Here is a 24,829-nt window from a genome sequence, read left to right as displayed (position 1 = left end):
CCTTGCTTTGCCTGATAGCTTCCTCCGATTGCGTCATCGCTCCACCCTGGTTTCGCCGGTGCCATTTCCGTTCAGGCGCCTCTCGAGCACGTTGATGCTCTCGAGCGCGGCCTCAAAATTCGGAGGATCGCCGAAGATCATGCCTTGCATGGCCCTGTAGTCGGCGCGCAACTGCTCGATCATCTCGTCATGTGGCGCGAGCGCGAACGAGCCGGGTGCGGCGGTTGCGAGGTCGTAGTCCGGTCGATTGAAAAACATCCTGGCGTGCGCAATGCAGTCGGCGCCGAGCGCGGCGTCGTCAATGGCGGCGGCAGCGACAGGCGCTGCGGCGAGCCGATGCAGGTCATAGTAGTGACGGGACACTCGCTGTCCCCCGCCGCGCAGTTCGCCGCGCTTGTCGAACCAGCGCCGCAGGCCATGGAGGATGACGACCTTGTCCCAGAAGGTGCGTTCGGGATCGACGGTCCGGACAGCCGGCACCGTCAGGTCAAGCGCCGGCAGATCATCGTCGACATATGCTTTGATCGGCACTTCGCTGTTCGGGTCTAGCGCGGACTTCGCACCCGACTCGATTTTGATTGCGGCCCGTACATAGTCCGACCGAGGTGTCGCGGCGGGATACCAGATCAGCAGCGTCTGCCGATCGGCGTCGGCGTCGTCCGCTTCGACCCGAGCGTCGCCGGCGCTAAGGCCGGCGGCCTGTAGCCGTTCTCGTATGATCACCGTCAATTCGGCCTGCAATGGGCCGTTGATGTAGGCTTGGCAGGCTTCCTTTATCGCGTCGAGGCGCGCACGACGTTTGTTGCGGCTTTAGGCTTCGAGCTCCTCAATAGTCGCCGCTTCGCCGATGTCGTCGCGAAACACCGTGACGTCGATGTCTTCGGAGAAGCGGTTGATCAAGCCGAACCCCTTGGACAATGAAGTGCCGCCCTTGAAGAGGAGCCGGGGTCCGCCCTCACTGAGGCCGTTGAACAAGGCATCCAGCGTCCAGCAAACCCAGAAGTCCTTCTCGATGTTTTGAGATGCCGTGCCGAGGCGCTGCGCAGTCGTGTCGAAGGCGCTCAGCATCGCGGCAGGTCCAGCTGCGAGAACTTCATCGAATGCCGGGTTCATGCCTTTGCCGCCTTGGTCGTCGCGCGTTTGGTGGTCCGAGGTTTCAGTGGCGAGTGCGGTTTCGGGTTTGACTGCGCTCCGATGGTTTTGCGGTGATCATCATCACCTGTCTTGTGGCGCCGCTGGCGATCTTGGTCGGCCGCGGCACGACCATCGTCAGGATGTTGACTACGATCGTCAGGATCGGTTCCGATCAACGGTTTGAGGAAGACCAGCATCCATGTCGGAAGCGCCGTCATGCCTGCGGCGAGATCGGCCCTGATCGGCGGTCCCACAGTTGGTTCTTCGAAGAGCTTCGCGAGCTTGCGTTGGACTTGCTCGCTTTCGCCATTGCGAACCAGGAGATCGCGCAGCCAATGAAGCGCCTGGACGACGCGCATTGCGGGCCGCCCGGCCCAAAACAACTTGCTGGCGGCGGTCGGACGAAAGGCAATCGTCGCGTTGCCGAGCTTGATTGCACGGCGACGAGCATCGGTGTGGACAATGATTTTGGCGGGAATAGCGTCGGTGAGACCCAGATCGTTTGCGGCGGTCATGCCGTCGACAAGCATCCGCGCTTGGTCGCGGCGCGCGACGGCGTCGATGACGGAGCGCGGATCGGGCGGGTTTGGTTTCTGGGTGAGTTTGTTGAAACCAGGCTGATCGTAAAGGCCGCGATCGATCCGCCTGAGAGCTTCGGCCTTTGTCAACCGCTGCAGTGTCTTGTCGACGGCATCCCGCGACGCCAGGTCGATGAAATCACTGGGCGTCCAAACCTTGCGCGGCGCATCCGCACGGATGCGGCCGAGCATGGCTGTTTTCAGATCGGGTGTGTCGCTCTGCATGTCCGAGACTTGTAGCACTTTTTCGGACAGAGCGCGAGTCACTTGTCGAAACTATTATACGTATTTCGGACAACCGCCAGGCGGTATCCTCATCTCGTTCCGTATGAACAACGCGCGGCTTTAAAGAATGCTCCAGGCTTGATAACGCCCTCCCAGGGCCTCGCGCAGCCCGCGTCCGCCGATCGGGTCCTGCGCGGCGCGCGGGGTGGATCCGCAATTCCTCGGCGATCATGCCGGCCGAGACGACGGGCCGGGTCAGTACATACGCCAGCAGCCGGGAGGTAGAGCGACGTCCGTTGATGCGCCAACGCGAAGGCGACGCTACTCCAGCGCATCGCTAAGGTCTTTGACTCTGGTCATCAGCGTCATGGGATCAAGGGGTGATTCCCGGAACCCGCAATCGAGATAGAACTGCTTTGCGCGATCCGAGAGCGCATGCACCACGAGCAACGCAACGCCGACGCGCTCAGCTGCCTGCAGCACCCTCAATGAGGCATCGCGAAGCAACGCGTGACCAAGACCCAGCCCCTGTTCGGCGCACGCGATGGCAAGACGCCCCAACACCACGACGGGAAGCGGGTCCGGCATGTTGCGTCGCAAGCGGGCCGGCGCGACGTCGAGATCAATCCCGCCGCTGGCGAGCGCGTAATAGCCGACGACCTTTTGTCCGCGGCAGACGACATACGTGCGGGAGGCGCCGCTGATCTGGTTTGCCCTGGCGCGTCGAACAAGCCAGCTATCGAGTGTCGGCTCTCCGCTGTCAAAGCCGTCAGTGTTGTGATCGTCGCGCAGGACTTCGGGGGCGGCGAGCGGCGCTATTGCGGTCAACCCTGCCACGGCGGCGTGGTCCGCATCAGTTTGCGAAGCCCAGCGTCGGCGGAGGCCGGCTCATCGAGATAGGCGATCAATCCGTCATAGGTCTTGGCATCGACCCGAAACAACACCTTGTCGAGCAGCGCCTCCTCGGCCGCGAACCGTGCGGCGTTGAGCATGAATTCCGACCTGTTCTTGCCGGTCGCCGTGGCGGCGCGGTCGATCAGTCGCCGGTCCTCCGGTGAGACCCGGAGATTGATTAGCGAACGGGATTTGGTGTCTTTCTTGCGAGCCTGGGCCATGCTGCCTCCATAGGCGGAATATGGGACCCTGTAAAGACAATGTAAAGCTCGCGACGTTCATGCACTGGCCGGCCGCGCCAGAGAACGCCCCACGCCCGATACCGTCCCCTCCCCGTCGCCTCCCGCAGACCCAGTTCGGCGACCAGGTCTTGCGCCGCGCGCGGCGTAATCCGCAGCTCCTCCGCGATCATCCCCGCCAAGACAATCGGCCGGGTCAGCACGTAGTCGAGCAGCGCCGGCAGCCGGGAGGTGGAGCGGCGGCCGGCGAGCTTGCGGGCGAGCAGAGTGCGCAGGTTAAGCCAGCGATCGTGATCCTTGAGGCCGGCCTCGGCGGCCGCGGTCATCGCCTCGAATTGAATCAGGAGCCGCGATGCCGGATCTGACGATCGACGGCGTTCGCGCGGGACGGTTTTCAGCCCGGCATGGAGGCAGGAGAGATGCCAACGGGTTTTGCCGCGTGCACGCATCACCGCGCTGGCGAGCAGGCGCCCGAGCCACGGCGTATGCTGCAGCGGCTCGATCTCGGCCCAGGCGTCGACGGCGACCGCCGCCGTCAGGGTCGGCGGCAGCGCGCGCGTCTGGTCGACGACGGCGCGCCATTCGCCGAGACGCGCGTCCTCGTCCCAGTCGAGGTCGTAGACCGGCGGGTCCCGCTCCGGCGCGCGCTGCGCCTGCGTCGCGGCCTCGCCCGCCAGCGTGCGGTCGGCCTGGGCGATCGCCGCGTCGACCGCGGCGAACACGTCGGCCATCCGTTCGTTCACAGCAGTCTCGCGCGCCGGCTCGGCGGCGTTCGCCTCAACGTCGTCGCCGTCGAGCCCAAGCGGCTCGTCGTCGTCCCCTTCCCGGTCGGCTCGCCTCGTCCTCGCGGGCCCCCCTCCCCTGCCCCGCAATCCGGCAAGGCCGGCCGCCGACAATGCCCAGTCGGGCTTCGCGCCGGCGTGCGCGCAGGCTTCGCGGAAGTCGCTGCGTGACTGGTATCCGTCGGGAAACGGGGACGATTTCAGGCGCTCGTCAAGCCGCACGACAGGCGGCGCGGACGGCGCTTGCGCATGCCGCACCGAAACCGCATCAGGCGCTGGCCTCACAACCGGCGCCTTTTCCTGACCACCCCGTGCGTGCGCGAAACCCGCTCCCCATCGAGGATTGGTGAGCGATGGGCGAGCATCTGACCGAGAGCTTGCGACCCTGGCTGCAAAAACCTGCCGCCGAGCGCATCGCCCATCTGCAGGCGCCACGCTGGATCGGCACGCAAGCGGCGCGGGACGCGCTCGACCTGCTGCAGGCAGGCCTCGATCGCGCACCGGGGCTGCGCACGCGCGGGGTGATGCTGATCGGACCCTATGCCAACGGCAAGAGCATGATCGCCGAACGCTTCGCGATCATGGATCGTCGCCGCGCGGACGCTGAGCGAAACCCGCGACGCGTCGTGCTGGTGCAGACGCGCGAGGGCTCTGGCCTGGTCAATTTCTACGCCGGCATCCTGGCCGCGCTGGAAGCGCCGCAGATCAAGGCGCGCGACACCTCGGCAAAAGCCGATCAGCTCGACCGTCTGCTGCGACAGTTGAAGCCCCGCGTGATCGTCTTTGACGAGTTCCATAATTGCCTGCGGGGCCGTAGCCGCGACAGCGAGGCGATTTTCGCGGTGCTGCGGCGGTTCGGGCGCGACTATGATCTCTCGCCAGCGCTGGTCGGCGAGCTGGCGATCTTTGACCACGTCATGCTGACGGCCGAGATGGCGAGCCGGTTCCAGCTCGGGCCGGTGCCGCGCTGGAGTTATGACGACGCCTATCTCTCGCTGCTCGACAGTCTCGAGGTGGCGCTGCCGCTGGCGCAGGCCTCCGGGCTTTCCGACGCGCCGACCGCAAAGCTGATCTTCGAGCTCTCGGATGGTCTGATCGGCGAGACCGTGGCGATCGTCACGACGGCGGCGATCGCCGCGGTGCGATCCGGGGCCGAGCGTATCAGTCGCGAATGCCTCCGTGATCTCGGCTACATCCCGCTGTCGCGACGGCGCCAGGCATTGGCCCGCGAGGTGCTGGCATGAGACCGGCTGCCGTCGAGATCGAGATCACGCTGCAGCCGCGCTACCGGTCACCGTCATCGCGACGTTGGCCCGTGATGGTCGCGCCGCGCCCCGACGAATGGCTGCCGGGCTGGCTGATCCGGTTTGGCGCGGCCAACGGCGTGCCGGCGCACGCACTTGGAGCGCTGCTGAGGCTGGGAAGCGGCAACTGGGCGCGGAACATCGAATGCGGGATGTCGCCGGCGATCGCCTGCGACCTCGAGACGGCAAGCGGGCTGTCGGCCGCCATGTTGCCGACGCTTGTCCTACCGAGGACAGACCACATCCTGATGCTCGCGCCGCGCGTGAACGTCTCATCGTCAGCCGTGGGCCGGCGCCAGGCGACGTGGCTGCAGCTTTGCCCGCGATGCCTCGAAGAGGACGAGGCGCCCTATCTTCGCAGCCACTGGCGGCTCGCGACCAGGCTGATCTGCGAACATCATGGCCGGCAGCTGCTCGACCGTTGCCCAGCCTGCCGCCAGGGTTTTGCGGTCTGCGAAGCAGCCTCGCTGAGCCCGTTCATCACCTGCACGACCTGCGGCCAGGATCTGCGCGCGGCGGCTGGCCCTCAGCTGGGCACGTCGACCTTGCGCATCGCGCTGGCGCTCGAGCGCGCCAGCCGGATCGCAGGCTTCCACCATCGGTCCAAAATCCTGGCGCTGCCGCGGGAGCTCGATCCGCCCGTCTCCCGGCCGTTGACGCAGCTTTCAGGGATGGTGCGGATCCGCTGCCTGAGCTTTGCCAGGCCGCGCATTGTGGCGCTCGCCAGGGCGCCTTCGCCACTGCCGCCCGTTTCGCCGCGAGCCAATCTGCAGGACCTGCTGACAGCCTATGCGGCGGTCGCGATCCGGCCGCATGCTCAGTCGGCGGGCAAGCGGTCGGGCGCGCCGAAAACCTGATCGCGCGAGTCGTCATCCGAGTCGTCGCCGTCGGCGAGAGCGTCGTCGAGCGGATCGACCAGCGCGCTGTCTGGTGCGAGATCGAGCAGCCCGGCCTCCTGCATCGCCTCGATCTCGGGCAGGTCGCGCAGGCTGGCTAGTCCGAACACCGACAGGAATGTCGGCGTGGTGACATAGGACAACGGCGCGCCGGGCTCAGGGCTGCGCGGCCCCGCGCCGATCAGATCGAGGCGTTTGAGCTTGGCGATGATGTCGCGGCTGATCGCCTTGCCGAGCAGCCGCGAGAGGCTCGACCGGGTCACCGGCTGCAGATAGGCGATCGCGCTGATCGCCAGGCTTTCGGTTTTCGACAGCTCTGGCGGACCAAGCTCGCGCGCACCGAGCACAGCGCGGATCGCCTCGGTGAACCGCGCCTTCGAGCGGTGCTGGAACCCGCCGGCGACGAAGACGAGGTCATAGGGGCGCGGCTTCAGTTCGCCGCGAATGTCGGCGATGAGCTCGTCGAGCACGCAGGTCCGCCCAACCAGGCGCGCCAGGACCTCGCGCGGCACCGGCTCCGGCGCGGCGAAGATCGCCGCCTCGACCCGCCCCATCCATTCGCGCCAGCGCAGCTCCGCTGGCAGATCGGCCAATTCGGCATCGAACCCATCAGCGGTCGCTCGCTTGGCCATGGCTCAGCCGGCCCCATCATTTGATCGGCCCGAGCCGTGCGGTGTTGAGGCGCCGGGCATGGTCACAGCCCGTACAGCCGGAACGTCGGCCGGTCGGTCAGAAGCCGCAGCGCGCCTTGTGCCGCGAGCGATTCGCAAAAGCGCCGCGCCGCCCGGTCGGAGCCGAAACCGGCGCGTCCGACCATGCGCCAGGGCGCGATCGCATCATCGGCGAGCACCAGGCCCAGGCCGCGTCCCTGATCGCGGGTGCGCAGGCGCCTGGCCACGAGGGCCAGCGCCTCGGCGCGCCGGGCCAGCGTCACGGCCTCGGCGTGACAGGCGCGCGCGGCCAACAGCAGCGCGTGGTCGCAGACCGCCGGCCAGTCCGATCTGTCGGCGCGCGGCCGGCGCCCCTCCGGCTCGAGGCGCAGCGCCGGCTCGAGCACGATGCCGGCATGGAGCAGCAGCGGCGTCGCCCAGCCGAGCTTTTGGGCCAGCGCCAGATCGGCCTCGAGCAAGGACACCAGTTCGGCGGCGACGGGCGCGCCGCGCAGTTCGGCCTCCAGCGTGCGAAAAATCTCGCCGGCGTGGCGGGTCGGCCGCGACGCGAGCTGACGCAGCAGCCGGTGCAGGCGACCGGCGGGCCCGGGATCGTCGCCGCACCGCGTCAAATGCTGCGCGTCGCGCAAGGCCGCCGCGTCGGCCTTGAGGCGCAGCAGCCGGGCAAAAATACTTGCGGCCTTGAGCGTCAGGCGGCCGCGCAGGACGCCGAGCCAGGGCGCGTCGGTGCGGACGATCTGGTCGAGCGCGAGCAGTGCCGCGCCGGCCGCGAACGCCGCGTCGCGGGCGCCACCGCTGGGACCGGCGCCAGACCCCACCCAGCGCGGAAGCGGCTGTGGAATCAGGGTGCTGGCGCCGACGTCCGGATCGTCGCCGGGGTTTGCCAAGCGCGTCCGGCGCAGCCGATCGAGGGGTGGAATCACGGCCGTCTCCATCGTCGCAGCCTAGCCACAACGGCGCTAATCGCGCAAGATCGACGGTTTTCCGCCGCTGCCGTCAGGGCCAATCCGTGTCCGATAAGCTTGCCTTATCGGACACGATTCGATACCCTGGCAAAATGGCCGCTGCACCCGAATTCGAACCGCAAAACCAGCCCTCCAGCCCACCGGAAGACCGTGCGGCGCGCACGCCGGCGCGGCGCGCGACGCCGCAGCTGTCGGGTTTTGTCGCGGGCGACGACACCCCGCTGCCGAGCCCGGAACTCGAACGGCTGGCTGGCTCGGCGCGCGGCTACGCCAAAGCGAAAGACAGCGCCAATACCGCCCGCGCCTATGCCTCGGACTGGAGACAATTCGAACGCTGGTGTCGGCGCCAGGGTTTTGAGGCCCGCCAGCCCGACCCGCGCGTGGTCGGGCTGTTCATCGCCGCCTCGGCCGCCGGCACGGGCATCGCCAAGGCCGCCGTTTCGACGATCGAACGCCGCCTGGCGGCGGTCACCACGACCTATCGCAGCGCTGGAACGCCCCTCCCCCGCCAGGATCGCCATATCGTCGACGTCATGGCGGGCATCCGTCGCAGCCACGGCCGGCCGCCGCGCCAGAAGGAGGCGCTGTTCGCCGAGGACATTTTGGCGATGACCGCGATGCTGGAGCAGAATCTGCGCGGCTGGCGGGATCGCGCCATCCTGCTGATCGGATTTGCCGGCGGCCTGCGCCGGTCCGAGATCACCGGGCTCGATTGCGGTCCGAAGCAGAGCGATGACAGCCGCGGCTGGATTGAAATCCTCGATGGCGGCGTCGTCCTCACCATCGATGGCAAGACCGGCTGGCGCACCGTCGAGATCGCCCGTGGCTCGTCGGACCGCAGCTGCCCGGTCCAGGCGCTCGAGACCTGGCTGAAGCTCGGCCGCATCGTCGACGGTCCGGTGTTCCGGCCGGTAACGCTGGCGAATGGCGGCATGCAATCCGGGCGTCTCAGCGATCGCCACGTGGCGCGCCTGGTCCAGAAGCTGGCCCTGGCCGCCGGCGTTCGCGGCGATTTGCCGGAGGGCGAACGGGCGCTCGCCTTCGCCGGCCATTCACTGCGCGCCGGCCTCGCCTCCTCCGCCGCGGTCGACGAAGCCCATATCCAGCGCCAACTCGGCCACGCCTCGGCCGAGATGACAAGGCGTTACCAGCGCCGGCGTGATCGGTTTCGCGTCAATCTGACGAAAGCCGCTGGCCTGTGAGCGGACAGCGCAACGGGATCAAGGGTTCGGAGCGCCCGGACCTGAAACCGAAAGGGGACTGCAGGGCTTCTCCGTCCCCTTAAGTTGGTCAAGTTGAAATCAGGAAGGAGAAGCGACAGCCAGGCTCCATTTCGCTGGCCTCGATCGCCGCGATATCTTCCTCGGTCAGATCGACGGTGCGGACGGCCCGGCGATCATGGCCGACGGGCTGGCGTTCCTTGGCCGGTTCGATGCCGTCCGCCGCTGCCGGCGGCGCACTGGTTCGCTTCGGTTCTTCTTCCATGACAGCTTCCTCCGCACCCATGCTCGCCTTGATCGCCGTCTTTCAAAGGTCAGGCCGCCTCGATATCGGTCTGCGGAAAATCGCCGCCCTTGAACATCAAGGGCTCGCCGAGGTGGCGGGCGCAGGCATAGGCGAAACAATCCCCAAAATTGAGGCGCGCCGGGTGCCGGCCCTTGCCGTAGCGGTCGAAGGCGTCAAGCGCGATGCGGGCTGTTTCAGGCGGCACGTTCACCAATTTGATCTCCATCAACACGAGATAGCTCTCAACCGCTTCCGAGGCCTCGACGATCGGCAGATCGAGCACGCGGGCGACGGCGATCGCCGCCTCCCACACCGCGAGCGGCGAGGTCAGCCTGGTTGCGGCCTGCTGGAGGCGCGCGAGCAACTCCCGCGCCTCGTCTTCGTCCGTCAGCATCGCCGTGAGCGCCGAGGCGTCGATGAACATCAGGCATCTTCGTACAGGCTGTCGCGGAACGCCTTGTCGGCCGCCTTGCCGCTCTGCGGATTGCCTCTGGCCCTCAAATCGCGACAAAACTGCACTCCCAGGTCGACCAGGGACGGCTTGCCCTGCTCGCGCTCGAGTTCATGGGCGAGCGCCGTGTGCACGGCTTCGGTCAGTCCGATTTTCTTCAGCTCAGCGACCCTGCGGGCCAGCGCGTCAGTCTCGGGATTCTTGATATGGAAGGCCATTCGGCGCTCCTCTAGCATGTATGGTGTAGCCTTATATAACATATCGGATACACCACGGGAAGGCCGGCCGGATTCGTCGCCAAAACCGTCAGAAAAGCCCGCCGCGCACGACGGGCGTTTTATAGTTAACAGCCTATGAAAGCCCCGATCACCCCTGAAAGCCTGCGAGAATGACGACCCCTGCCCGCCTCCCCGATGCCGTCTCGCTCGAAACCGTCTTGGCCGGGCTCGATGCGGCGTCGGCCGACGCCGACCTCATCCCTGCCCTCACCGCCGCCTTTCCGGGCTTTGCATTCGGCGTGGCGCCCGTCGACGACGATTACTGGCGCAACACCCGCACGGTCATCGGGCCGGACGACACGCGGGTCGGCGAATTGCGGCCATGGATGGCGGCTGAGCTCGCCAGGGACGGTGGCGACGTCAAGGCGGTCTGGGCGCGCGCCTCAGAGAGACCGATCTGTAGATCACAGAATGGCGGTGGCACGAGCGCCTTCGTGTCGGCGCCAACCGGGCTGGGTCCGGCGAACTATGTTCAGACCACGCTACGGCTTTTGATGGAGCGGCGCCTATGGACGACATCACCTCCCGCGCGCTGGTTTCCGATCCGAAACCCGGCGGGCCCTCCAGCTCGACGCGCTGTCGGCGATCCTGCCGATGGAGCGGCGCGATCGGCTCGCCAAACTCCTCACCGACGATGACGTCGCAACGCTGAAGCATCTCGCGCCCGAGGGCATGGGCGAAAGCACCCTGCGGGCGCTGGCCTCCGATCTGGCCTACCTTGAGGGTTAGGCGAAAGCTGCGCCGTGGCCGGCGCCGGAAAGCCTGACGCTGAAATTCGTGGCGCATCATTTGTGGGATCCGGCCAAACGAGAAAGCGATCCGCAGCATGGGATGCCAGCCGAGGTCGCAGCGGACATGCGGTCGGCCTTGCTGCTCCGGACCGATGGTCCGCATGCGCCATCGACTGTGAAGCGCCGGCTGACGAACTGGGGCACACTGCATCGCTGGGGAAAGGGCAGGAGGGTCTGTTCCATTCGCCCAGTCTTCGCACGGCGGTCAGGCTGGCGGTCCGGGCCAGCACCTGACCCCGGCAGCGCAAGAGCAAGCGAGCTGTCACGCGCGACGTGCTCGACCGGCTGCTCGCGACATGTCGCTCCGACCGGCTCGTCGACACCCGCGATCTGGCCATTCTGCTTCTGGCCTTCGCCTCCGGCGGACGTCGACGCAGCGAGGTGGCGCGTCTCTGGGTCGAGCAGATCAGCGAGGAGCCCGCGGTTCCGGGCGATCTCCAAGGCCCGGACTCGCCGACCTTGCCATGCGTGGCGATCCAGCTCGGCCGGACCAAGACCGGCATCGCGGATGAGGCGGCGAGGGTGCTCCTGGTCGGGCCGCCGGTCGAGGCGCTGCGCGAATGGCTTGAGCGCGCCGACATCTCCAAGGGTCCGATCTTTCGGGCCATCGACCGCTGGGAGGCGATCGAGGAGCGGGCACTGGCGCCACAGTCGATCAATCTCATTGTTAAGTGGCGCTGCGCGATGGCCGGGCTGGAGGCACGGGAGTTTTTCGCGCACGGCCTTCGATCGGGATATTTGACTGAGGCGGCGCGCCAGGGCGTGGCGCTGCCCGAGGCCATGCAGCAGTCGCAACATCGTTCGGTGCAGCAAGCGGCGAGCACTACAATGAGGCCGATCGGGCGCGGGGCAACGCGGCGCGGCTATACATCGGTTGAGATTAAGGCGTCGGAGCAACCCAAAGAATGTTGTCAGCAGACAACGTGGCTCTGAAGCCGGATGTTGTCTGCTGACAACAAAGTCCTGCCAGTCTCGCGATCCATCTGGCATTAACGTCTCGTTAACCCTTAATTTGTTGCGGCGACTCGGGAATCGTGTCTTCTCTTGAGACGGATAATTACCGTCTGACGCAGAGAAACCGTCTTGAGTTAGCATGATAAGCATCGTCGAAGCAGGAACTGAGACTGCAAGTGCGCGGATCACGCGCCATGCAGGCGTTCTCTCCGGACAGCTACGTTCGCTTGGCACCGCTCTGTTCCCACCGGCAGCCACCAAATCCCTCCGCTCTTTCACCTCAGGCGAAGTCGCCAAGATCGTCCGCGTTTCGGACGGATATCTCAGACAGCTCTCGTTAGACGGCCTCGGCCCGATTCCCTCCACCGGTCATGGCGGGCGACGGTCCTACACGCTGGCGCAAATAAATGAGCTGCGCGCCTATCTTGCCGAGGCGCGTCCGCGGGAGGGACTTGAGTTCTTTCCACGGCGCCGGAACGGCGAGAAGCTGCAGATCATCACAGTTGCGAACTTCAAGGGTGGCTCCGCGAAGACGACGACAGCTCTGTATCTTTCTCAGTATCTCGCGCTGGCGGGACTTCGGGTGCTGGCTCTCGATCTCGATCCCCAAGCGTCTCTCTCGGCCATGTTCGGCTATCAGCCCGAATTCGATATCGGGCAAAACGAGACAATCTATGGGGCTATCCGTTACGACGATCAGCGCCGGCCCATGCGTGAGATTATCCGCCCCACATATTTCGACGGAATTGGCTTGGTCCCCGGAAACCTCGAACTCATGGAGTTCGAGCACCATACGCCCCGCGCGATGATCGAGCGTCGGGAGCGCGGACATGACCTATTCTTCCGCCGGTTGGCCGCCGCAATCGATCAAGTGGCAGACGATTACGATGTCGTCGTGATCGACTGCCCGCCCCAGCTCGGATACCTCACGATGGGGGCGCTGAACGCCGCCACCGCGATGCTCGTGACAATTCATCCCCAAATGGTGGATGTCGCTTCGATGAGCCAATTTCTGCTCATGACTTCCGACCTCATGGCGGTCATCGAGGAAGCAGGCGGACGCCTCGACCATGATTTCATTCGCTACGTCATCACGCGCCACGATCCAAATGACGTGCCGGAGGCCCAGATCGTTGCGCTCCTGCGAAACCTGTTCGGGTCGGACGTACTGCAAGCGACGGTGTGGAAGTCGACGGCAATCGCCAACGCAGGCCTAACCAAACAGTCACTCTACGAACTCGATCGCGGATCCGTAGGCAGAGGGGCCTACGACCGGGCCCTGGAATCTGTGGATGCTGTTAACGGTGAGATCACGCAACTCATGAAGAAGGTGTGGGAGCGATGAGCAAGCGCACTGACACAATCAAGAGCCTCTTCACCGCCCCTCACACAGTCCCGTTGTCTGCTGACAACACAACTTCCGCAGCGCCAGCGCGAGTCTCGGCCGGCGCCGTGCGGTCGCTGAAGGATTCCTTTTCGGAGGTTGAAAAGGAAAACCAAGAACTCCGGGACAAAATTGCCGCGGGCGCGACGATCATCGAGATCGACCCACTGCTTGTCGATCCTTCTCCGGTCGCTGATCGTTTTCGAGACGACGACGCCAGTTCCGACGAGGTTCTAAAGCAATCGATTGCACAAAGGGGACAGGAAATACCGATCCTCGTCCGTGAGCATCCGACGGCGCCCGGGCGATATCAAAGCGCGTATGGCCATCGTCGCGTTCGTATTACGCGTGAGCTAGGCATTCTTGTGAAAGCGATCCTCAAGCCGCTCTCAGATGAAGAGCTCGTGGTGGCCCAGGGCCTTGAGAATGGTCCGCGCGAGGATTTGAGTTTCATCGAGCGCGCTATGTTTGCGATGCACATCGAAGATGCCGGACACAAGCGCTCGGTGGTTCAAGATGCTCTCGCCATCGATAGAGCTGAGGCGTCGAAGCTGATCACCGTTGCGAAGGCGATCCCGCACGACATTGTCGACGCGATTGGCAAGGCTCCGAAAATCGGTCGTGGCCGATGGCAAAGCTTTTCGGAGCTGCTTGCGGACGCCCCGGCGGTCAAACGGATCAGAGCTGCAATCAGCGACCCGACATTTTCCGGCCGAGATTCGGATGGGAGATTTCTCGCCGCGTTTTCTGCGGCTAGCCGTCCCGCCGCGAAACATGCCTCCCGGACCGAGCGCGCGGCCGCGGTTCTGGCTGCTAACGGACAGCGAATCGCTCAGGTCCAACATACAGAACGCGAACTGAAACTCTCCATCGACAAGAAGGTGCCCGCCTCGTTCGCGGACTTTCTCGTCGAACAGCTCCCGCACTTGTTCGACACTTTCTCCAAGTCGACCGAGCGTCAGGAGGCCAACGAGGCGTAACTGCCTCATCCATCAACCACCAACCAGGAGCAACACGGCAAAAGAAAAAAGGCCCCCGAAACGGAGTTCCGGAAGCCCTCTCTTCAAGTTTGGCGACTGAGAGAGAATCACTTTCGCGAATCGCAGTCAAGACTCTCAACGCGATTTAAACGCCGTTTTGGCGAGCGGATTTTCTTTGCCCAGCTGAGGCAAAGACATGGAATCACACCCTCCAACGACGCCCTTTGGGCGGCGATCGCTGACGCTTGCCCATGTGGCAAGCCAGATGGTCGCAACGACGCGACCTCCTGAGAAGGTCGTGCACAAATGGAAGATCTTCCACGCCATCTGCACGGCGCGGCCGCGTCTTGGCATCTCCGAGCGTTCGCTTTCAGTCCTGAACGCGCTCCTGACGTTTCACCCGGAGACCGCGCTCACTGGTGAAGACGATCTGATCGTCTTTCCGTCGAACCACCAGTTGTCGCTGCGGGCGCATGGGATGCCGGCGTCGACGCTGCGGCGTCACCTTGCGGTTCTCGTCGATGCCGGGCTTGTCGTCCGGCGCGATAGCCCGAACGGCAAGCGCTATGCTCGTAAGGGTACCGCCGGCGAGATCGAACTCGCCTTCGGCTTCGACATATCGCCACTGGTTGTGCGATCCGAAGAGTTCGAGAGTCTGGCGGCCGACATCGAGGCGGAGGCGCGGGCGCTCAAACTTGTCCGCGAGCGGATCACGCTGTGCCGGCGCGACATTGCCAAGATGATCGCGACCGGCATTGAGGAAGGTGTGCCGACGCGCAGGGGAGGGCAGGGGCCGGCCGACTGGCAGGAAGTTCATGTCGCCTTCCGCTCGATCGTTGACCAGATTCCGCGCACGGCAACGCGGCAAGAACTTGAGCCGGTCGCTGAAGAGCTCTCACAGCTTGCGGATGACGTGCTCAATCTTTTGGAAACACACATTAAATCCACGAATCCAAGCGCCAATGAGTCCCATACTGAGCGCCACATACAGAGTTCAAATACAGACCCCCTTGTTGATCTTGAACCTAGCCTTCGAGAAGGCAGGGCGGGGAGGCCTGAGCCAAAATCACAAACACCGAGGGTGACGGAAGGGACCTATCCGTTGGGAATGGTGCTGAACGCCTGTCCCGATATCGCCGATTACGCCAAGGGCGGGATTTCGAACTGGCGGGATTTCCTCGCCACCACCGCGGTGGTGCGATCGATGCTGGGAATCAGCCCCAGCGCATGGGAGGAGGCGCAAACAGTCCTGGGCGAAACGCCGGCGGCGATTGTCGTTGCGTGCATCCTGCAGCGCGGCGCTGCGATCAGATCTGCCGGCGGCTACATGCGCGGTTTGACGCGGAAAGCCGAGGCCGGAGAATTCTCGCTCGGCCCGATTTTGATGTCGCAGATCAATTCGCGTCTCCACGAAAAGCGGCGGGCGTGACGCGATGACGATCTCACCTCCGCGTCCTCGCTTTGTCCTGCGTTCTCGAACTTGCCGCATGGTGGCACCTGACCGCGAACGGTTGATCGAGCGACCTGCGAGCGGAAAACTGAAACTGCGCGGCGGTCCCACACTGCGCGGTCTCGCCGCCGACGCTCTCACGCTGCCCAGGAATCGCCGACCTGATCGTGTCCCTTATCGCATGTCAGCGCTTCCGAAATGTCCTCTGTGGAGGGTGCGCAGAATCCGGAATGACCGGATTGGCCGTCCTCTTTCTCGGGCCGAGGCCGGACCGGGGGTGCAGGCAACGATCGCAGGTCTTTCGTCCGGTCGGGCTGTCGCTCCCGGTTGCATGGCTGGATACCTGTGGCCGTCGACGGCACGTCGGCCCCTGGAGCCAAGAATTTTCCCCTGCCGGTTTCCCCCTGCAAGCGGGGACCCGACCGGCATTCCTCGCGCACGCGCCTGCGGCGCCAAAATTCGTGGCTCCGGCCGGGGCGCAGCGCTGCGCTTGCCCTCCGCTCGCCTCTGGCGGCTCCGGCTCTGTTTCGTCTTCCTGGCCATTACGGAAAAGCCATCGCAACGGGGTACAGCCCCACGAGATGGAGAAAGACAATGCGCAATATCGCCGAATTCACCCTCATCGGTCGGGTCGGAACCATCAAGCAAGTCGGCAAGACTGTTCGCGTCAGCATCTGCGCCAACTATCCCTTCAAGGACGACAAAGGTCAGTGGAAGGACGACGCGCACTGGAACGAAGTCACGATCTTCACGAAGGCGATCCAGTCCTACGTGAGCGCGCATGTCAGCAAGGGCGACCTGGTCCACGTGCGCGGACGGCTTCGGCAGAACAGCTTCGAGCGCGACGGCCAGCGGGTCTACACCGTCGATCTCATCGCTCTGGAGTTCGGTCGGCTGGCGCAGACCAGCGAACGCGCCGCGGCATAGCGAACAGCGGGGAGGCTTCGGCCTTCCCCATCGCTCCCGCCTGGAGGTCGGCGCCGGAATCGAATCCGGACCGCTACGAAGGAAGTTTTCGCGATCGGGTCTGCCGCGCGAGCCCGCGGTCGGCACGATTTTTTTTGCCGATTGCCGAGACCAGCTCGTCGTAGTCGACGCCGTTTTTCTTGAGCGCGCGGCGGGCATCCCCGACATCGAAGCCCAAGAGCTCGAGCACGCTCATGTTGAGGCTCGACGCGATCCGCTCCATCGTCCGCAGCGTCGGATTGCCGATGCCGCGCAGGATCGTGTAATAGGTGCCGCGGGCAAGCCCTGTTTTCGGCAGGAAGGCTTCCATCCCCCCGTTTTCGATCTCGAGTTGTTGCAGCCGGATCGCCAACATTTCATTCAGGATCGAATGATCAACGGGCTGTGGCTTGCGAACAGGCGGCATTGCAGACGGGCTTTCGGGTCCACGGCGAGAAACGACGTGGGAACATACAGCAGAACCGAGGTCCAGTATATTGGACGTTAGAAACGTTCACAGGCAAGTCCTTGAAACGATTCGCCTTGCCGAGCGGCTCTCCGGGCGACGCGTGTCCGCCGTGTTTGCCAGACGAACCAATCTCAGCGAATTGCCGCCGGCGCGCTCAACAATAAGTTCGATATAATCCGGCTAGGATTAGCGGCTGACGTCAAGATGAAAATAGCTCAACCGTGGTATGCCGAGGTGCTGGCAAACTCACGCCGGCTTAAACCTGATTCCGTTCGGAGGCCTTCCAGTCGAAGGCCGGCACTGCTTGGCTGCGCAGCGTCGACACCAGAATGGGGACGGATCGCCGTTGACCGATTCCGCCAGTTCGCCTTCGTCGACGAGCAGCCCTACAGGCTCGACCGGCCGTAGGCGCGAGCGCGCACCCGCAAGCCACCCTCGAGAAACTTGCGCGCGCATTTGGCGATGGTAGCAAGCCTTGCCGCGCCCTAGCCCGGCGATGGCAATGAGACCAGGCGGGGCACAGACATCGGCCGGGCTGGGGCCCCAATCTGTCGAGAAAAAATTCCACGCGCGGGAAGATGTAGTCGTGAGGATGAACGCCGCCGCGCAGCGCGGGTACTAGCGTTCCGTCTGCCACTAAGCTCGCTGGCCGATTCCGAGACACTGTCTCGCGTCCCGTCCAGGTCCATCGCGCCCTACAGGTCGCGGGTGTTTTCGCTCCACCTCCTCGACCGAATGAGGTCTGGCTGCCGGACCGTTTTTCAGTCCGAATCGGTCCGCAGGAACTGGCCCTCTTCCAGGGACTTGACCCGTTGGGCCAACGTGATCTCGGAGAATGAGCATGAAAGTGATTTTCGCCTCGGTTTGCTTGCTGGCACTCACCTCCTTCTCGCCGGCGGAGGCAAAGGGGTGCATCAAGGGCGCCATCGTCGGCGGCGTTGCCGGCCACATCGCTGGCCACGGCAAGCTTGGCGCTGCGGCGGGCTGTGTGGTCGGCCATCACGAAGCCAACAAGCCCAAACCCAACTCGAACGCGCAGACCCCCTCGGGACAGAAGTAGCCGATCGGGCAACGCATTGAGCCCCCCTACCGAGCCGGAGAATGAACGCGTCGTGAGGGACCCGGTCCCATTCCGAGAGCCACATCTTCGAACTGGATGATGGTTCCCGACGGCAGATGGTATGAGCGACCTCGATCTAACCCTCAACTGTAAGCCAGAATCCGAAGTCTCGATCGTGCCCATCGACGATGAGGTCATTCGGCGTCGGTGGATAAGGTGCGCCTGATACCGGGAGAAAACCGTCAGGGACGTGAAATCCATTCTCAAGACGCGTCTCCGCGGATTGGGAGCGGAGCCATTCTGCCGGCCCCTTGAAAGTTGCTTCTGAACATCTAAGTACCATCCGCAGACCATCCTGTTGGATGGTAAAGATGGATGTTGCTATGGCCGATAATGTGCGCGAGCTGCGCCCCAGGACGCCCGACACCGAGAAGATCACGGTCAACCTTGGCTATGTCGACCTCGGTCACGTCGATCTCATGGTGAGGGAAGGGTTCTATTCGAACCGGACCGATTTCATCCGGACGGCCATCCGGAACCAGCTCGAACGCCATGCAGACGTCGTCAGGCAATCCACAGCCCGAAAGAGCCTGGACCTTGGGTTGCGAAATTACAGCCGCGAGGATCTCGAAGCGGCGCAGCGCGCCGGCGAGATGCTGCAGATCAATGTTCTGGGACTGGCCACCATCGCCCAGGACGTCACAGCCGAGTTGGCTCGCGCCACCATCGCCTCGGTCTCGGTGCTGGGCGCCCTGCATGCCACTCCCGCGGTCAAGGCCGCTCTCGCCGACAGGATGAGGTGAAACGATGCTGAATCAAAACATGGTTTGCGAAGCAACCCGCCTCACCCGTGCCGGTCAACTGATCGAGGCCATCGCGCTCCTGCAGCGCATGCTCCGCGGCGAGTGTGACCCAGCACCGGCGTCCCGCAGCGCCGCGCCTCCGCTCGCCAGGCTTGAGCCTCCGACAATCGACGCAAAGGCCCGCGTCGTCGAGGAGAGCGAAAGCAGGCCGGTCGCGCAGGCCGCGTCTACTCAAGGGCTCAAACGTCCCGCGCCGCGCGACGGCATGAGGAAGTTTTCCGGGGTTGGCCTGCGAGGCCCGATCGGACGCGCTCCGCCGTCCACGTCGGATATCGTGCCCGATGGCACAAAGTTCATCGAGAGCACCTTCAGCAACGCGGCGGGAAGCCGGAGCTACAAGCTATTCACCCCGAGCCGTTGTCAGGGACAACAGCTTCCGCTGGTCGTCATGCTTCACGGCTGCACCCAGTCGCCGGACGATTTCGCTGCCGGCACCCGGATGAACTTCCTGGCGGAAGAGCAGAATTGTTTCGTGATCTATCCCGAACAGCCGAGCGGAGCCAACCACGCGAAGTGCTGAAACTGGTTCCGCTCGGGCGACCAGCGGCGCGGTGGGGGCGAACCCTCGCTGATCGCCGGCATCACCCGCCATATCATGCGGGATCATGCGATCGATCCGAAGCGCGTCTACGTCGCGGGTCTGTCGGCCGGCGGGGCCGCCGCCGCCATCATGGGCGCGACGTATGCCGATCTCTACGCGTCTGTCGGCATCCATTCCGGCCTGGCCTGCGGCGCCGCCAGCGACCTTCCATCCGCATTCGTCGCCATGCGACAGGGAAACGGGTCCGGCGCAATTGGGAAGGCTGGCTCTCCCGTACCGACCATCGTTTTCCATGGCGATCGCGACACTACGGTGCATCCCAATAACGGCGACCGGATTCTTGAGCAGTCCGCCAAAGCAACCAGTCCGACAAGGAAGGTGCTTCGCGGACGAGTCCCGCACGGCCATGCCTATACCCGTACCATCCTTACCGACGGGGACGGGCCGGCGATGTCCGAACACTGGGACATTCATGGTGCCGGACACGCGTGGTCGGGCGGCAGTCCAGCCGGCTCCTACACCGATCCGCGAGGGCCGGACGCGACCAGAGAAATGCTGCGTTTCTTCCTCGAGCATTCGCTCGAAGGGTAGTCGGACTTCACGATTCCGGTGGGGACGGACGCGAATTAAGATGTTCGCAGCAGGGCGGGCGCGATGTAGGAACCAAGCCTAGCCAATCGTCTTGATTCCAAAGCCATCCCTCGGCCACCGGAGCTCTGCGTAACGGCCCTCGCGCGGATTGGAAAGGCTTCCCGCGTCCCTCGGGAATTCTCGGTCTGGTCGATCTGGTGGCGCTACGCCGGTAAGGGCATGGTGCGGCCCCGTGAGCGGGACGGCCTCGCGTCTTCCCTCCCGGATGATATTTTGTGAAGGCGATCCCGTGTGTCTCGCTCCCATTGTGTCGGCGTATCGCGTTGCGGCAAACTCTTTCTGTAATGCCTCGTCAGGGAGAACCTTTCCGTCAAGTCTCGTGAGTCGGCGGTAAACGCCCGATTCGTTTGAGGTGGTCGTACAGAATGCGATCGATGATCCGAAGCGGATGTGTCCGTCCCTCGGCGGCCATTTGGCGGACGACAAGGTCGATCGCATCGGGCAACCGCAATGCATAAGGCCGAGATGATGATCGCTCACCGTAAGCGTCGAATGGATTTCGATCGCGGGTTTTTTGAGGGCGCGGCTGCTTTCGCGGGGGCGCAGCATCTGTCGGGACGGCGTGCGACGCTGGCATGACGACCTGATCTTCATAGGCCGGCGTCACGACGACTGGCTTGGCAGCGAGAGCATCGGGCGCCGACGTGTTGACCCGATGGGCGCGGAACGCATCGCGGGGCAGGGAAGGGCGATTCGGTTTCTGTGCAGAGGCAGGATCCGTCATGCGGCGCTATCGCCCTGGCCGGCGCCCTGGCTTGCCGCGAGTAATTCGCGGACCACTTGGTCGGCATTGTAACGGGCCTTCCTGATCGCTTCGTCCTTGTCGTTCATCTGGTACAACGTGCCATGTCCGCTTGTCATGGTGCGATAGGTGACGCGCCGGTACAGCGCGTTCGTGCAGACGGGAACCTTTTCCGCATCGAGATAGGAAACAACCTCCTTGAGGGGGCGGGTGTTTCTGTCGAGGCTGTCGTATTCGTTGAACAGGACGCGATGCTGGCTCATCGGCAGCTTTGACGTCGCCGCGTGCTGTTCGAGATTGCGGATTGTGCGCACGACCTGCGAAGCGTCGAAGGTGTGCACCTTGCAAGGGAGGACGACGAGGTCGGCGCGAAGTGTCGACTGGATCAAGACATCGCCATAGTAGCCAGGGGTATCGATGACGACGACATCGTAGCCATCGAGCCGATCGATCGTCTGGGCGAGGGCTTTCTCGTCAGGCGCGCGCACCAGGTCCACGCCCTGCGGGCTCAAGCCGCGGGCGACCGAAGACGCATGCCATTGGTAGGAGGACCCCTGCGGATCGGCATCCACGATGGCGGCCGAATATCCGTGTTTGGCAAACTCGCCCGCGAGGATGATCGCGATCGTGGTCTTCCCGCTTCCGCCTTTCGGATTCGCCACGGCGAAGATGCTCGGCAACTGGTTCCTCCCTCAGCGATATCAATGACGCAATGACAACATACAACATAATGAACATACGACAACCCCGGATTGTGCCATTCCGGTAGTCCGTGATTGCGTTCTGGAGGCAGTACGTTGTTGCGGAGATGCGCGAATGCGCGTGTACGGCATTGCCGTACTTTTGGAATGCGATATTGCTATGTTTCGATGTTACGGCATTCTGACTTTGCGGTGTTGAGGTTTTACCTGCTTGCTTCCTTGCGGCATTCCGTTTGTGCGGCAATTGCGACATGACGCACCGCGGCATTATGGAATTGCGGTATCGCCGCAATCAGACGAGGCGCTGGAGGCGCTCCCGCGCCATAGGTTGGAGGCTCCATCCGGATAGCTCTTTCGGACGCAAGCGCCCTTCATGTGCTGAGCATCTAACATTCAGTGTATTAGATATTGGTTGACAAGATACCGGTTTGTGGGCCAAACCGGGGAACGGCTGCTGAGCGCAGCCGGAAGCGCTGTCGCGCTTGGGCCGGCATCTCATCGATGCCGGCGTATTCGGCGCCGGTCTGACGACCGGCAAGCCGTGCGAACGGAAAGGGAGGGGAGCGCCGATGGCTCGCTCCGCCGCAGCACCGAGACGAAAGCCGAGGCTTCGGACCGAGCTGTCCGAGGCGGATGAGCAGCGTCTACGGGAGGCCGTCGCATTGTTCGGCTTGCCGAAAGCCGAAGTGGTGCGCCGGCTGATCCGGGCCTCCGTTCAGGCCGGACCAGCCCTGTCGGCCGAAAACACCCGCGCTATCGTGGAGTTGGCGAGCCAGGTGCGCATGGTCGGCCGCAACCTCGCGCAGGTTCTGAAAGCTATTCACCGTGGTCAAGCGGTCCGCATCGAAGACACCGAGCCGGTGTGGCGAGGGCTGCACGAGGTCGTCGCGGCGATCAACGACGAGCTGACCGGAATGACCGTCGCCTACGGGGCGAAGCTGCGGCGCGAGGCCAAGTTGACATTGCGCTCGGCCATCGACGAGGCCACTCCATGAGCCGCGCAGCGCAGATCGTCTGGTGGTTTGAACAGGTCGATGCCGCGCGTCGGGCAGTCGCGGAGGCGCAGGCGGAACGTCGACGGCCGCGCCGGCCCGGCGTCTTGGATGAAGACGTTCGCGCGAGGCGGGCACGCGTCGCGCTGCTTCCCAAGACGCCGCCGGCACAAGACATCATTCGCGGTGCGACAATCACGGGCGAGAGGGACGAGGAACGGGCGCGTTCGATCCCGGCTGCGGGCGTAGCTGGCGGCGCAGGTCCCGGAGCCGCGCCTCTGCGTGACGCGCCGAGCCCGATATCCGGAGGATTCGGCGCTAGCGGGATCGGAATGAGCTCGGGCGAGGGAGGGCAGCGCGGATATCTTGGCAGGGCTCGGCAGCTCGCTGCCGGCTACCAGCCTGCCGTCATCAAGGTGGTGTCCTATGCGCGCGGCGTCGCGCGCGCCACGGCGACCGGCCAGTATGTCCAGCGCGAAGATGTTCCACTCGAGACCCATGACGGGCGGTCGCTGACGGACCGGGAAGACGTGGCCCATGAGATCAAGGCTTGGTCGACGGATTTTTCGAAGCGTGCGGAAAGCCAGGACGTCGGCGCATTCCATCTGAAACTTGAAGGTGTCCCAGATACCACCGAAGGCCGAGCGACGTACGAGAAGGCGGTCGCAGCCGCCTTCTCCGGACATCGTCATGCCGCTCACATCGATGCCGACGGCGCCGGCGAGCTCGAGGCGCACGTTGTCGCCGCCATGGCCGGGAGCGGCAAGGAGCGCTTCCGAATTCGAGACGCCCGGGCGGCCCATCAAGCACATGACGCCAGACCACGCCGCCTCGATTCCGTATCCGACGCTGCTGTTCGCGCCAGGATCGAAGCGACCGCGGGCGTTAATGCGGAGGCTGTGGCTATTCGGCCGGGGGCGACCAGCCATGGTCGCGACGGCGTCACCTACCGGCTCAACAAGCTGGTCGAGAAGGACTCAGCAATCGACGACCGCGGCAAGAGCCTGTCCAACGTCGCAGACGCGCGCCTCGCAGCGCGGGAATGGGGGCCAGCGCTCCGTTCGCAATCGGCGCGCGACACGATGCACCTCATCATATCGGCCAAGGCCGGGACAGACGTAGGCGCGTTGACCAACGCGGCGCGTGCGTTCCTGCACGACCGTTTTGCCGACCATAAGTTCATGTTCGGCATTCACACGGATAAGGAATCGGCCGGGCATATCCACGCTCACGCCGTTATTACCGTGAAGAACGAATCCGGACAAAAGATCCATCCCAATCGGGACACGTTCGCGGAGTGGCGCGAGGTGTATGCGCAACATGCCCAGGCGGAAGGCCTGAAGATCGTCGCGACCTCGGCGAAGGAGCGCGCCTCCTCGGAAAGCTATGGCCCGAAGGATAAGGCAATCATCGAGGCCGCAGATTGTCCGCGGCCCGCACGAGAAGCCCGCGATCGCGCTTATGCCGCGGATCCCCTCAATCAACGCCTCATCGACAATGCGCGGCAGCGGATCCGGGTGGCGAGAACCAATCCCATCCGCCTTCCCATGTCGGCGCCCGATCGCAAGGTCGTGAACGAGAGCCTCCTCGCCTGGACGACTGTAGCTGCCGAGCAGCCTTCTAATGGTGTCGCAAAGGACATGCTCGAGCGGCTGTTGATGGCGCAGACCGTCGGCGCCATCTTGCATACGATCGGCAAGCGCGTGGAGTTTTTGACCAGGGAGAGCGAAATGCCAATGACATCGCAGCAGATGGCTCAGGATCTACGTCTCATGAACGATGCGGTTTCGCGGACCAGCGATCTCCTGGATGGGGAGACGAAGCAGCAATTTCGAGAGACATCGGCACGCTATTTGGAAACACTCGCCAATCGCATTGATCTCCAGCGCATACAGGAACGCGGCGTCCAGCAGCTCAGCCGGGCGGAGGTCGCAGCCATAGTCGGCGTGAACGCCGAGCGGCTCGTCGAGCGAGCGCAAGAAATTCAGATCAGGGAAGAGCGCGAGGCAACTTCGGCGGAGCGCCTTGCAGACCGGGCAATCGACGCCGAACGGCGGCAAGAGGCCCGCGGTGGCATCGACCCAGCCTCCCAGGAGGAGCTCAGGGCCGAAAGGGCAATTGTCGTTGGTTTGCAACAATCGGCAGCGCGTGAAGCTCGCGAGGCCGCCGCCGCCATTGAAGCCGCACAAGCAATCGCTGAGCACCCGGCACAGCCTTTGCCAAGAGCTTCGATCCAGACCGATGCCTTGGCAAAGCTTCGCGCGGAACAGGAAAAAATTGTGCACGAACTAGAAAATGAAAAATCAAACGTTCAATCAATCAGAGGCCATAGGCACCGCTGAACAGCAAACTTCTAGCAGCGGCCCTTGTGAGAAAGTATCGC

Annotated in this window: 25 protein-coding genes and 3 pseudogenes; 15 read left to right on the top strand and 13 right to left on the bottom strand. The window is 64.1% G+C overall.

Features of this window, described 5'->3' with window-relative positions; genetic code table 11:
• Nucleotides 1-33: 33 nt before the first annotated feature.
• The 5 genes and pseudogenes from V4R08_RS16550 to V4R08_RS16530 all read right to left on the bottom strand — a co-directional run bounded on the left by V4R08_RS16550 (nt 34) and on the right by V4R08_RS16530 (nt 4,137).
• Nucleotides 34-1,113, bottom strand: a pseudogene (locus V4R08_RS16550) (nucleotidyl transferase AbiEii/AbiGii toxin family protein).
• Nucleotides 1,110-1,904 (bottom strand): DUF6088 family protein, encoded by a 795-nt coding sequence (locus V4R08_RS16545; protein WP_335580555.1) that lies wholly within the window; start codon nt 1,902-1,904, stop codon nt 1,110-1,112. Before V4R08_RS16545 ends, V4R08_RS16550 begins: the two are co-directional and overlap by 4 nt.
• Nucleotides 1,905-2,258: 354 nt before the next feature.
• Nucleotides 2,259-2,774 carry a GNAT family N-acetyltransferase gene (locus tag V4R08_RS16540; protein ID WP_335580459.1) on the bottom strand — a complete coding sequence of 172 codons (516 nt, stop codon included), beginning with the start codon at nt 2,772-2,774 and terminating at the stop codon, nt 2,259-2,261.
• Nucleotides 2,762-3,052, bottom strand: a complete 291-nt coding sequence (locus V4R08_RS16535; protein ID WP_335580458.1) for a type II toxin-antitoxin system TacA family antitoxin — start codon at nt 3,050-3,052, stop codon at nt 2,762-2,764. The genes V4R08_RS16540 and V4R08_RS16535 overlap by 13 nt, the downstream gene beginning before the upstream one ends.
• Complete coding sequence (locus tag V4R08_RS16530; RefSeq protein WP_335580457.1) at nt 3,010-4,137, bottom strand: RHE_PE00001 family protein; 1,128 nt, start codon at nt 4,135-4,137, stop codon at nt 3,010-3,012. The genes V4R08_RS16535 and V4R08_RS16530 overlap by 43 nt, the downstream gene beginning before the upstream one ends.
• A 68-nt stretch (nt 4,138-4,205) precedes the next feature.
• Here V4R08_RS16530 and V4R08_RS16525 point away from each other — a divergent pair, with 68 nt between their 5' ends.
• Together V4R08_RS16525 and V4R08_RS16520 are read left to right on the top strand one after the other, a co-directional pair.
• Nucleotides 4,206-5,096: a TniB family NTP-binding protein gene (locus V4R08_RS16525; protein ID WP_335580456.1), complete on the top strand. Its 891-nt coding sequence runs from the start codon at nt 4,206-4,208 to the stop codon at nt 5,094-5,096.
• 74 nt (nt 5,097-5,170) lie between these two features.
• A complete protein-coding gene (locus tag V4R08_RS16520; protein ID WP_335580455.1) occupies nt 5,171-6,013 on the top strand; it encodes a TniQ family protein in 843 nt (280 codons plus the stop codon).
• On the opposite strand, the gene scpB is transcribed toward V4R08_RS16520, so the two are convergent.
• A complete protein-coding gene (gene scpB / locus V4R08_RS16515; protein WP_335580454.1) occupies nt 5,974-6,684 on the bottom strand; it encodes an SMC-Scp complex subunit ScpB in 711 nt (236 codons plus the stop codon). The genes V4R08_RS16520 and scpB overlap by 40 nt on opposite strands.
• A 62-nt stretch (nt 6,685-6,746) precedes the next feature.
• Complete coding sequence (locus V4R08_RS16510) at nt 6,747-7,646, bottom strand: DUF1403 family protein (RefSeq protein ID WP_335580453.1); 900 nt, start codon at nt 7,644-7,646, stop codon at nt 6,747-6,749.
• A gap of 134 nt (nt 7,647-7,780) precedes the next feature.
• On the opposite strand from V4R08_RS16510, the gene V4R08_RS16505 reads away from it, so the two are divergent.
• The gene (locus V4R08_RS16505) at nt 7,781-8,890 is read left to right on the top strand and encodes a tyrosine-type recombinase/integrase (protein ID WP_335580452.1); all 1,110 of its coding nucleotides are present in this window, start codon (nt 7,781-7,783) and stop codon (nt 8,888-8,890) included.
• 88 nt (nt 8,891-8,978) lie between these two features.
• Here V4R08_RS16505 and V4R08_RS16500 read toward each other — a convergent pair whose 3' ends face one another.
• Genes V4R08_RS16500 through V4R08_RS16490 form a run of 3 tightly spaced genes read right to left on the bottom strand, consistent with a single transcriptional unit; the run spans nt 8,979 to nt 9,863 of the window.
• Nucleotides 8,979-9,173 carry a hypothetical protein gene (locus V4R08_RS16500; RefSeq protein WP_335580451.1) on the bottom strand — a complete coding sequence of 65 codons (195 nt, stop codon included), beginning with the start codon at nt 9,171-9,173 and terminating at the stop codon, nt 8,979-8,981.
• 49 nt (nt 9,174-9,222) lie between these two features.
• Nucleotides 9,223-9,618, bottom strand: coding sequence for a type II toxin-antitoxin system VapC family toxin (locus V4R08_RS16495; protein WP_335580450.1), 396 nt, complete (start codon nt 9,616-9,618; stop codon nt 9,223-9,225).
• Nucleotides 9,618-9,863, bottom strand: coding sequence for a type II toxin-antitoxin system VapB family antitoxin (locus V4R08_RS16490; protein ID WP_335580449.1), 246 nt, complete (start codon nt 9,861-9,863; stop codon nt 9,618-9,620). The genes V4R08_RS16495 and V4R08_RS16490 overlap by 1 nt, the downstream gene beginning before the upstream one ends.
• A 170-nt stretch (nt 9,864-10,033) precedes the next feature.
• Between V4R08_RS16490 and V4R08_RS18290 the strand changes: the two genes are divergently transcribed.
• The 7 genes and pseudogenes from V4R08_RS18290 to V4R08_RS16465 all read left to right on the top strand — a co-directional run bounded on the left by V4R08_RS18290 (nt 10,034) and on the right by V4R08_RS16465 (nt 16,409).
• The gene (locus V4R08_RS18290; protein WP_442935699.1) at nt 10,034-10,561 is read left to right on the top strand and encodes a hypothetical protein; all 528 of its coding nucleotides are present in this window, start codon (nt 10,034-10,036) and stop codon (nt 10,559-10,561) included.
• Nucleotides 10,518-10,652: a hypothetical protein gene (locus V4R08_RS18285; protein WP_442935698.1), complete on the top strand. Its 135-nt coding sequence runs from the start codon at nt 10,518-10,520 to the stop codon at nt 10,650-10,652. Before V4R08_RS18290 ends, V4R08_RS18285 begins: the two co-directional genes overlap by 44 nt.
• A 33-nt stretch (nt 10,653-10,685) precedes the next feature.
• Nucleotides 10,686-11,592: pseudogene (locus tag V4R08_RS16485) on the top strand (tyrosine-type recombinase/integrase).
• Between the two features lie 215 nt (nt 11,593-11,807).
• Nucleotides 11,808-13,013 carry a plasmid partitioning protein RepA gene (gene repA / locus V4R08_RS16480; RefSeq protein ID WP_335580448.1) on the top strand — a complete coding sequence of 402 codons (1,206 nt, stop codon included), beginning with the start codon at nt 11,808-11,810 and terminating at the stop codon, nt 13,011-13,013.
• A complete protein-coding gene (gene repB, locus V4R08_RS16475) occupies nt 13,010-14,032 on the top strand; it encodes a plasmid partitioning protein RepB (protein ID WP_335580447.1) in 1,023 nt (340 codons plus the stop codon). The genes repA and repB overlap by 4 nt, the downstream gene beginning before the upstream one ends.
• A 196-nt stretch (nt 14,033-14,228) precedes the next feature.
• Nucleotides 14,229-15,461, top strand: a complete 1,233-nt coding sequence (gene repC / locus V4R08_RS16470) for a plasmid replication protein RepC (RefSeq protein WP_335580446.1) — start codon at nt 14,229-14,231, stop codon at nt 15,459-15,461.
• A gap of 615 nt (nt 15,462-16,076) precedes the next feature.
• Nucleotides 16,077-16,409 carry a single-stranded DNA-binding protein gene (locus tag V4R08_RS16465; RefSeq protein WP_335580445.1) on the top strand — a complete coding sequence of 111 codons (333 nt, stop codon included), beginning with the start codon at nt 16,077-16,079 and terminating at the stop codon, nt 16,407-16,409.
• A 73-nt stretch (nt 16,410-16,482) separates the two neighbouring features.
• Here V4R08_RS16465 and V4R08_RS16460 read toward each other — a convergent pair whose 3' ends face one another.
• Nucleotides 16,483-16,854 (bottom strand): XRE family transcriptional regulator, encoded by a 372-nt coding sequence (locus V4R08_RS16460; protein WP_335580444.1) that lies wholly within the window; start codon nt 16,852-16,854, stop codon nt 16,483-16,485.
• Between the two features lie 883 nt (nt 16,855-17,737).
• On the opposite strand from V4R08_RS16460, the gene V4R08_RS16455 reads away from it, so the two are divergent.
• From V4R08_RS16455 to V4R08_RS16445, 3 genes and pseudogenes are all read left to right on the top strand, one after another.
• Nucleotides 17,738-17,956 carry a hypothetical protein gene (locus V4R08_RS16455; RefSeq protein ID WP_335580443.1) on the top strand — a complete coding sequence of 73 codons (219 nt, stop codon included), beginning with the start codon at nt 17,738-17,740 and terminating at the stop codon, nt 17,954-17,956.
• Nucleotides 17,957-18,339: 383 nt separating this feature from the next.
• On the top strand, nt 18,340-18,759 hold the full coding sequence (locus V4R08_RS16450) for a ribbon-helix-helix domain-containing protein (protein ID WP_335580554.1): 420 nt from the start codon (nt 18,340-18,342) through the stop codon (nt 18,757-18,759).
• A gap of 4 nt (nt 18,760-18,763) precedes the next feature.
• A pseudogene (locus tag V4R08_RS16445) lies at nt 18,764-19,951 on the top strand (extracellular catalytic domain type 1 short-chain-length polyhydroxyalkanoate depolymerase).
• Nucleotides 19,952-20,321: 370 nt separating this feature from the next.
• Here the strand turns inward: V4R08_RS16445 and V4R08_RS16440 are convergent.
• Together V4R08_RS16440 and V4R08_RS16435 are read right to left on the bottom strand one after the other, a co-directional pair.
• The gene (locus V4R08_RS16440) at nt 20,322-20,735 is read right to left on the bottom strand and encodes a hypothetical protein (protein ID WP_335580442.1); all 414 of its coding nucleotides are present in this window, start codon (nt 20,733-20,735) and stop codon (nt 20,322-20,324) included.
• Nucleotides 20,732-21,433, bottom strand: coding sequence for an AAA family ATPase (locus V4R08_RS16435; protein ID WP_335580441.1), 702 nt, complete (start codon nt 21,431-21,433; stop codon nt 20,732-20,734). The genes V4R08_RS16440 and V4R08_RS16435 overlap by 4 nt, the downstream gene beginning before the upstream one ends.
• A 590-nt stretch (nt 21,434-22,023) precedes the next feature.
• Here V4R08_RS16435 and V4R08_RS16430 point away from each other — a divergent pair.
• Complete coding sequence (locus V4R08_RS16430; RefSeq protein ID WP_335580440.1) at nt 22,024-22,449, top strand: hypothetical protein; 426 nt, start codon at nt 22,024-22,026, stop codon at nt 22,447-22,449.
• Nucleotides 22,446-24,788, top strand: coding sequence for a relaxase/mobilization nuclease domain-containing protein (locus V4R08_RS16425; protein WP_335580439.1), 2,343 nt, complete (start codon nt 22,446-22,448; stop codon nt 24,786-24,788). The genes V4R08_RS16430 and V4R08_RS16425 overlap by 4 nt, the downstream gene beginning before the upstream one ends.
• Nucleotides 24,789-24,829: the final 41 nt, after the last annotated feature.

Source organism: Nitrobacter sp. NHB1, assembly GCF_036964665.1.
GTDB lineage: Bacteria > Pseudomonadota > Alphaproteobacteria > Rhizobiales > Xanthobacteraceae > Nitrobacter.
Note: the sequence above shows the minus strand (reverse complement) of the source record. Positions and strands in the feature narration are given on the sequence as shown.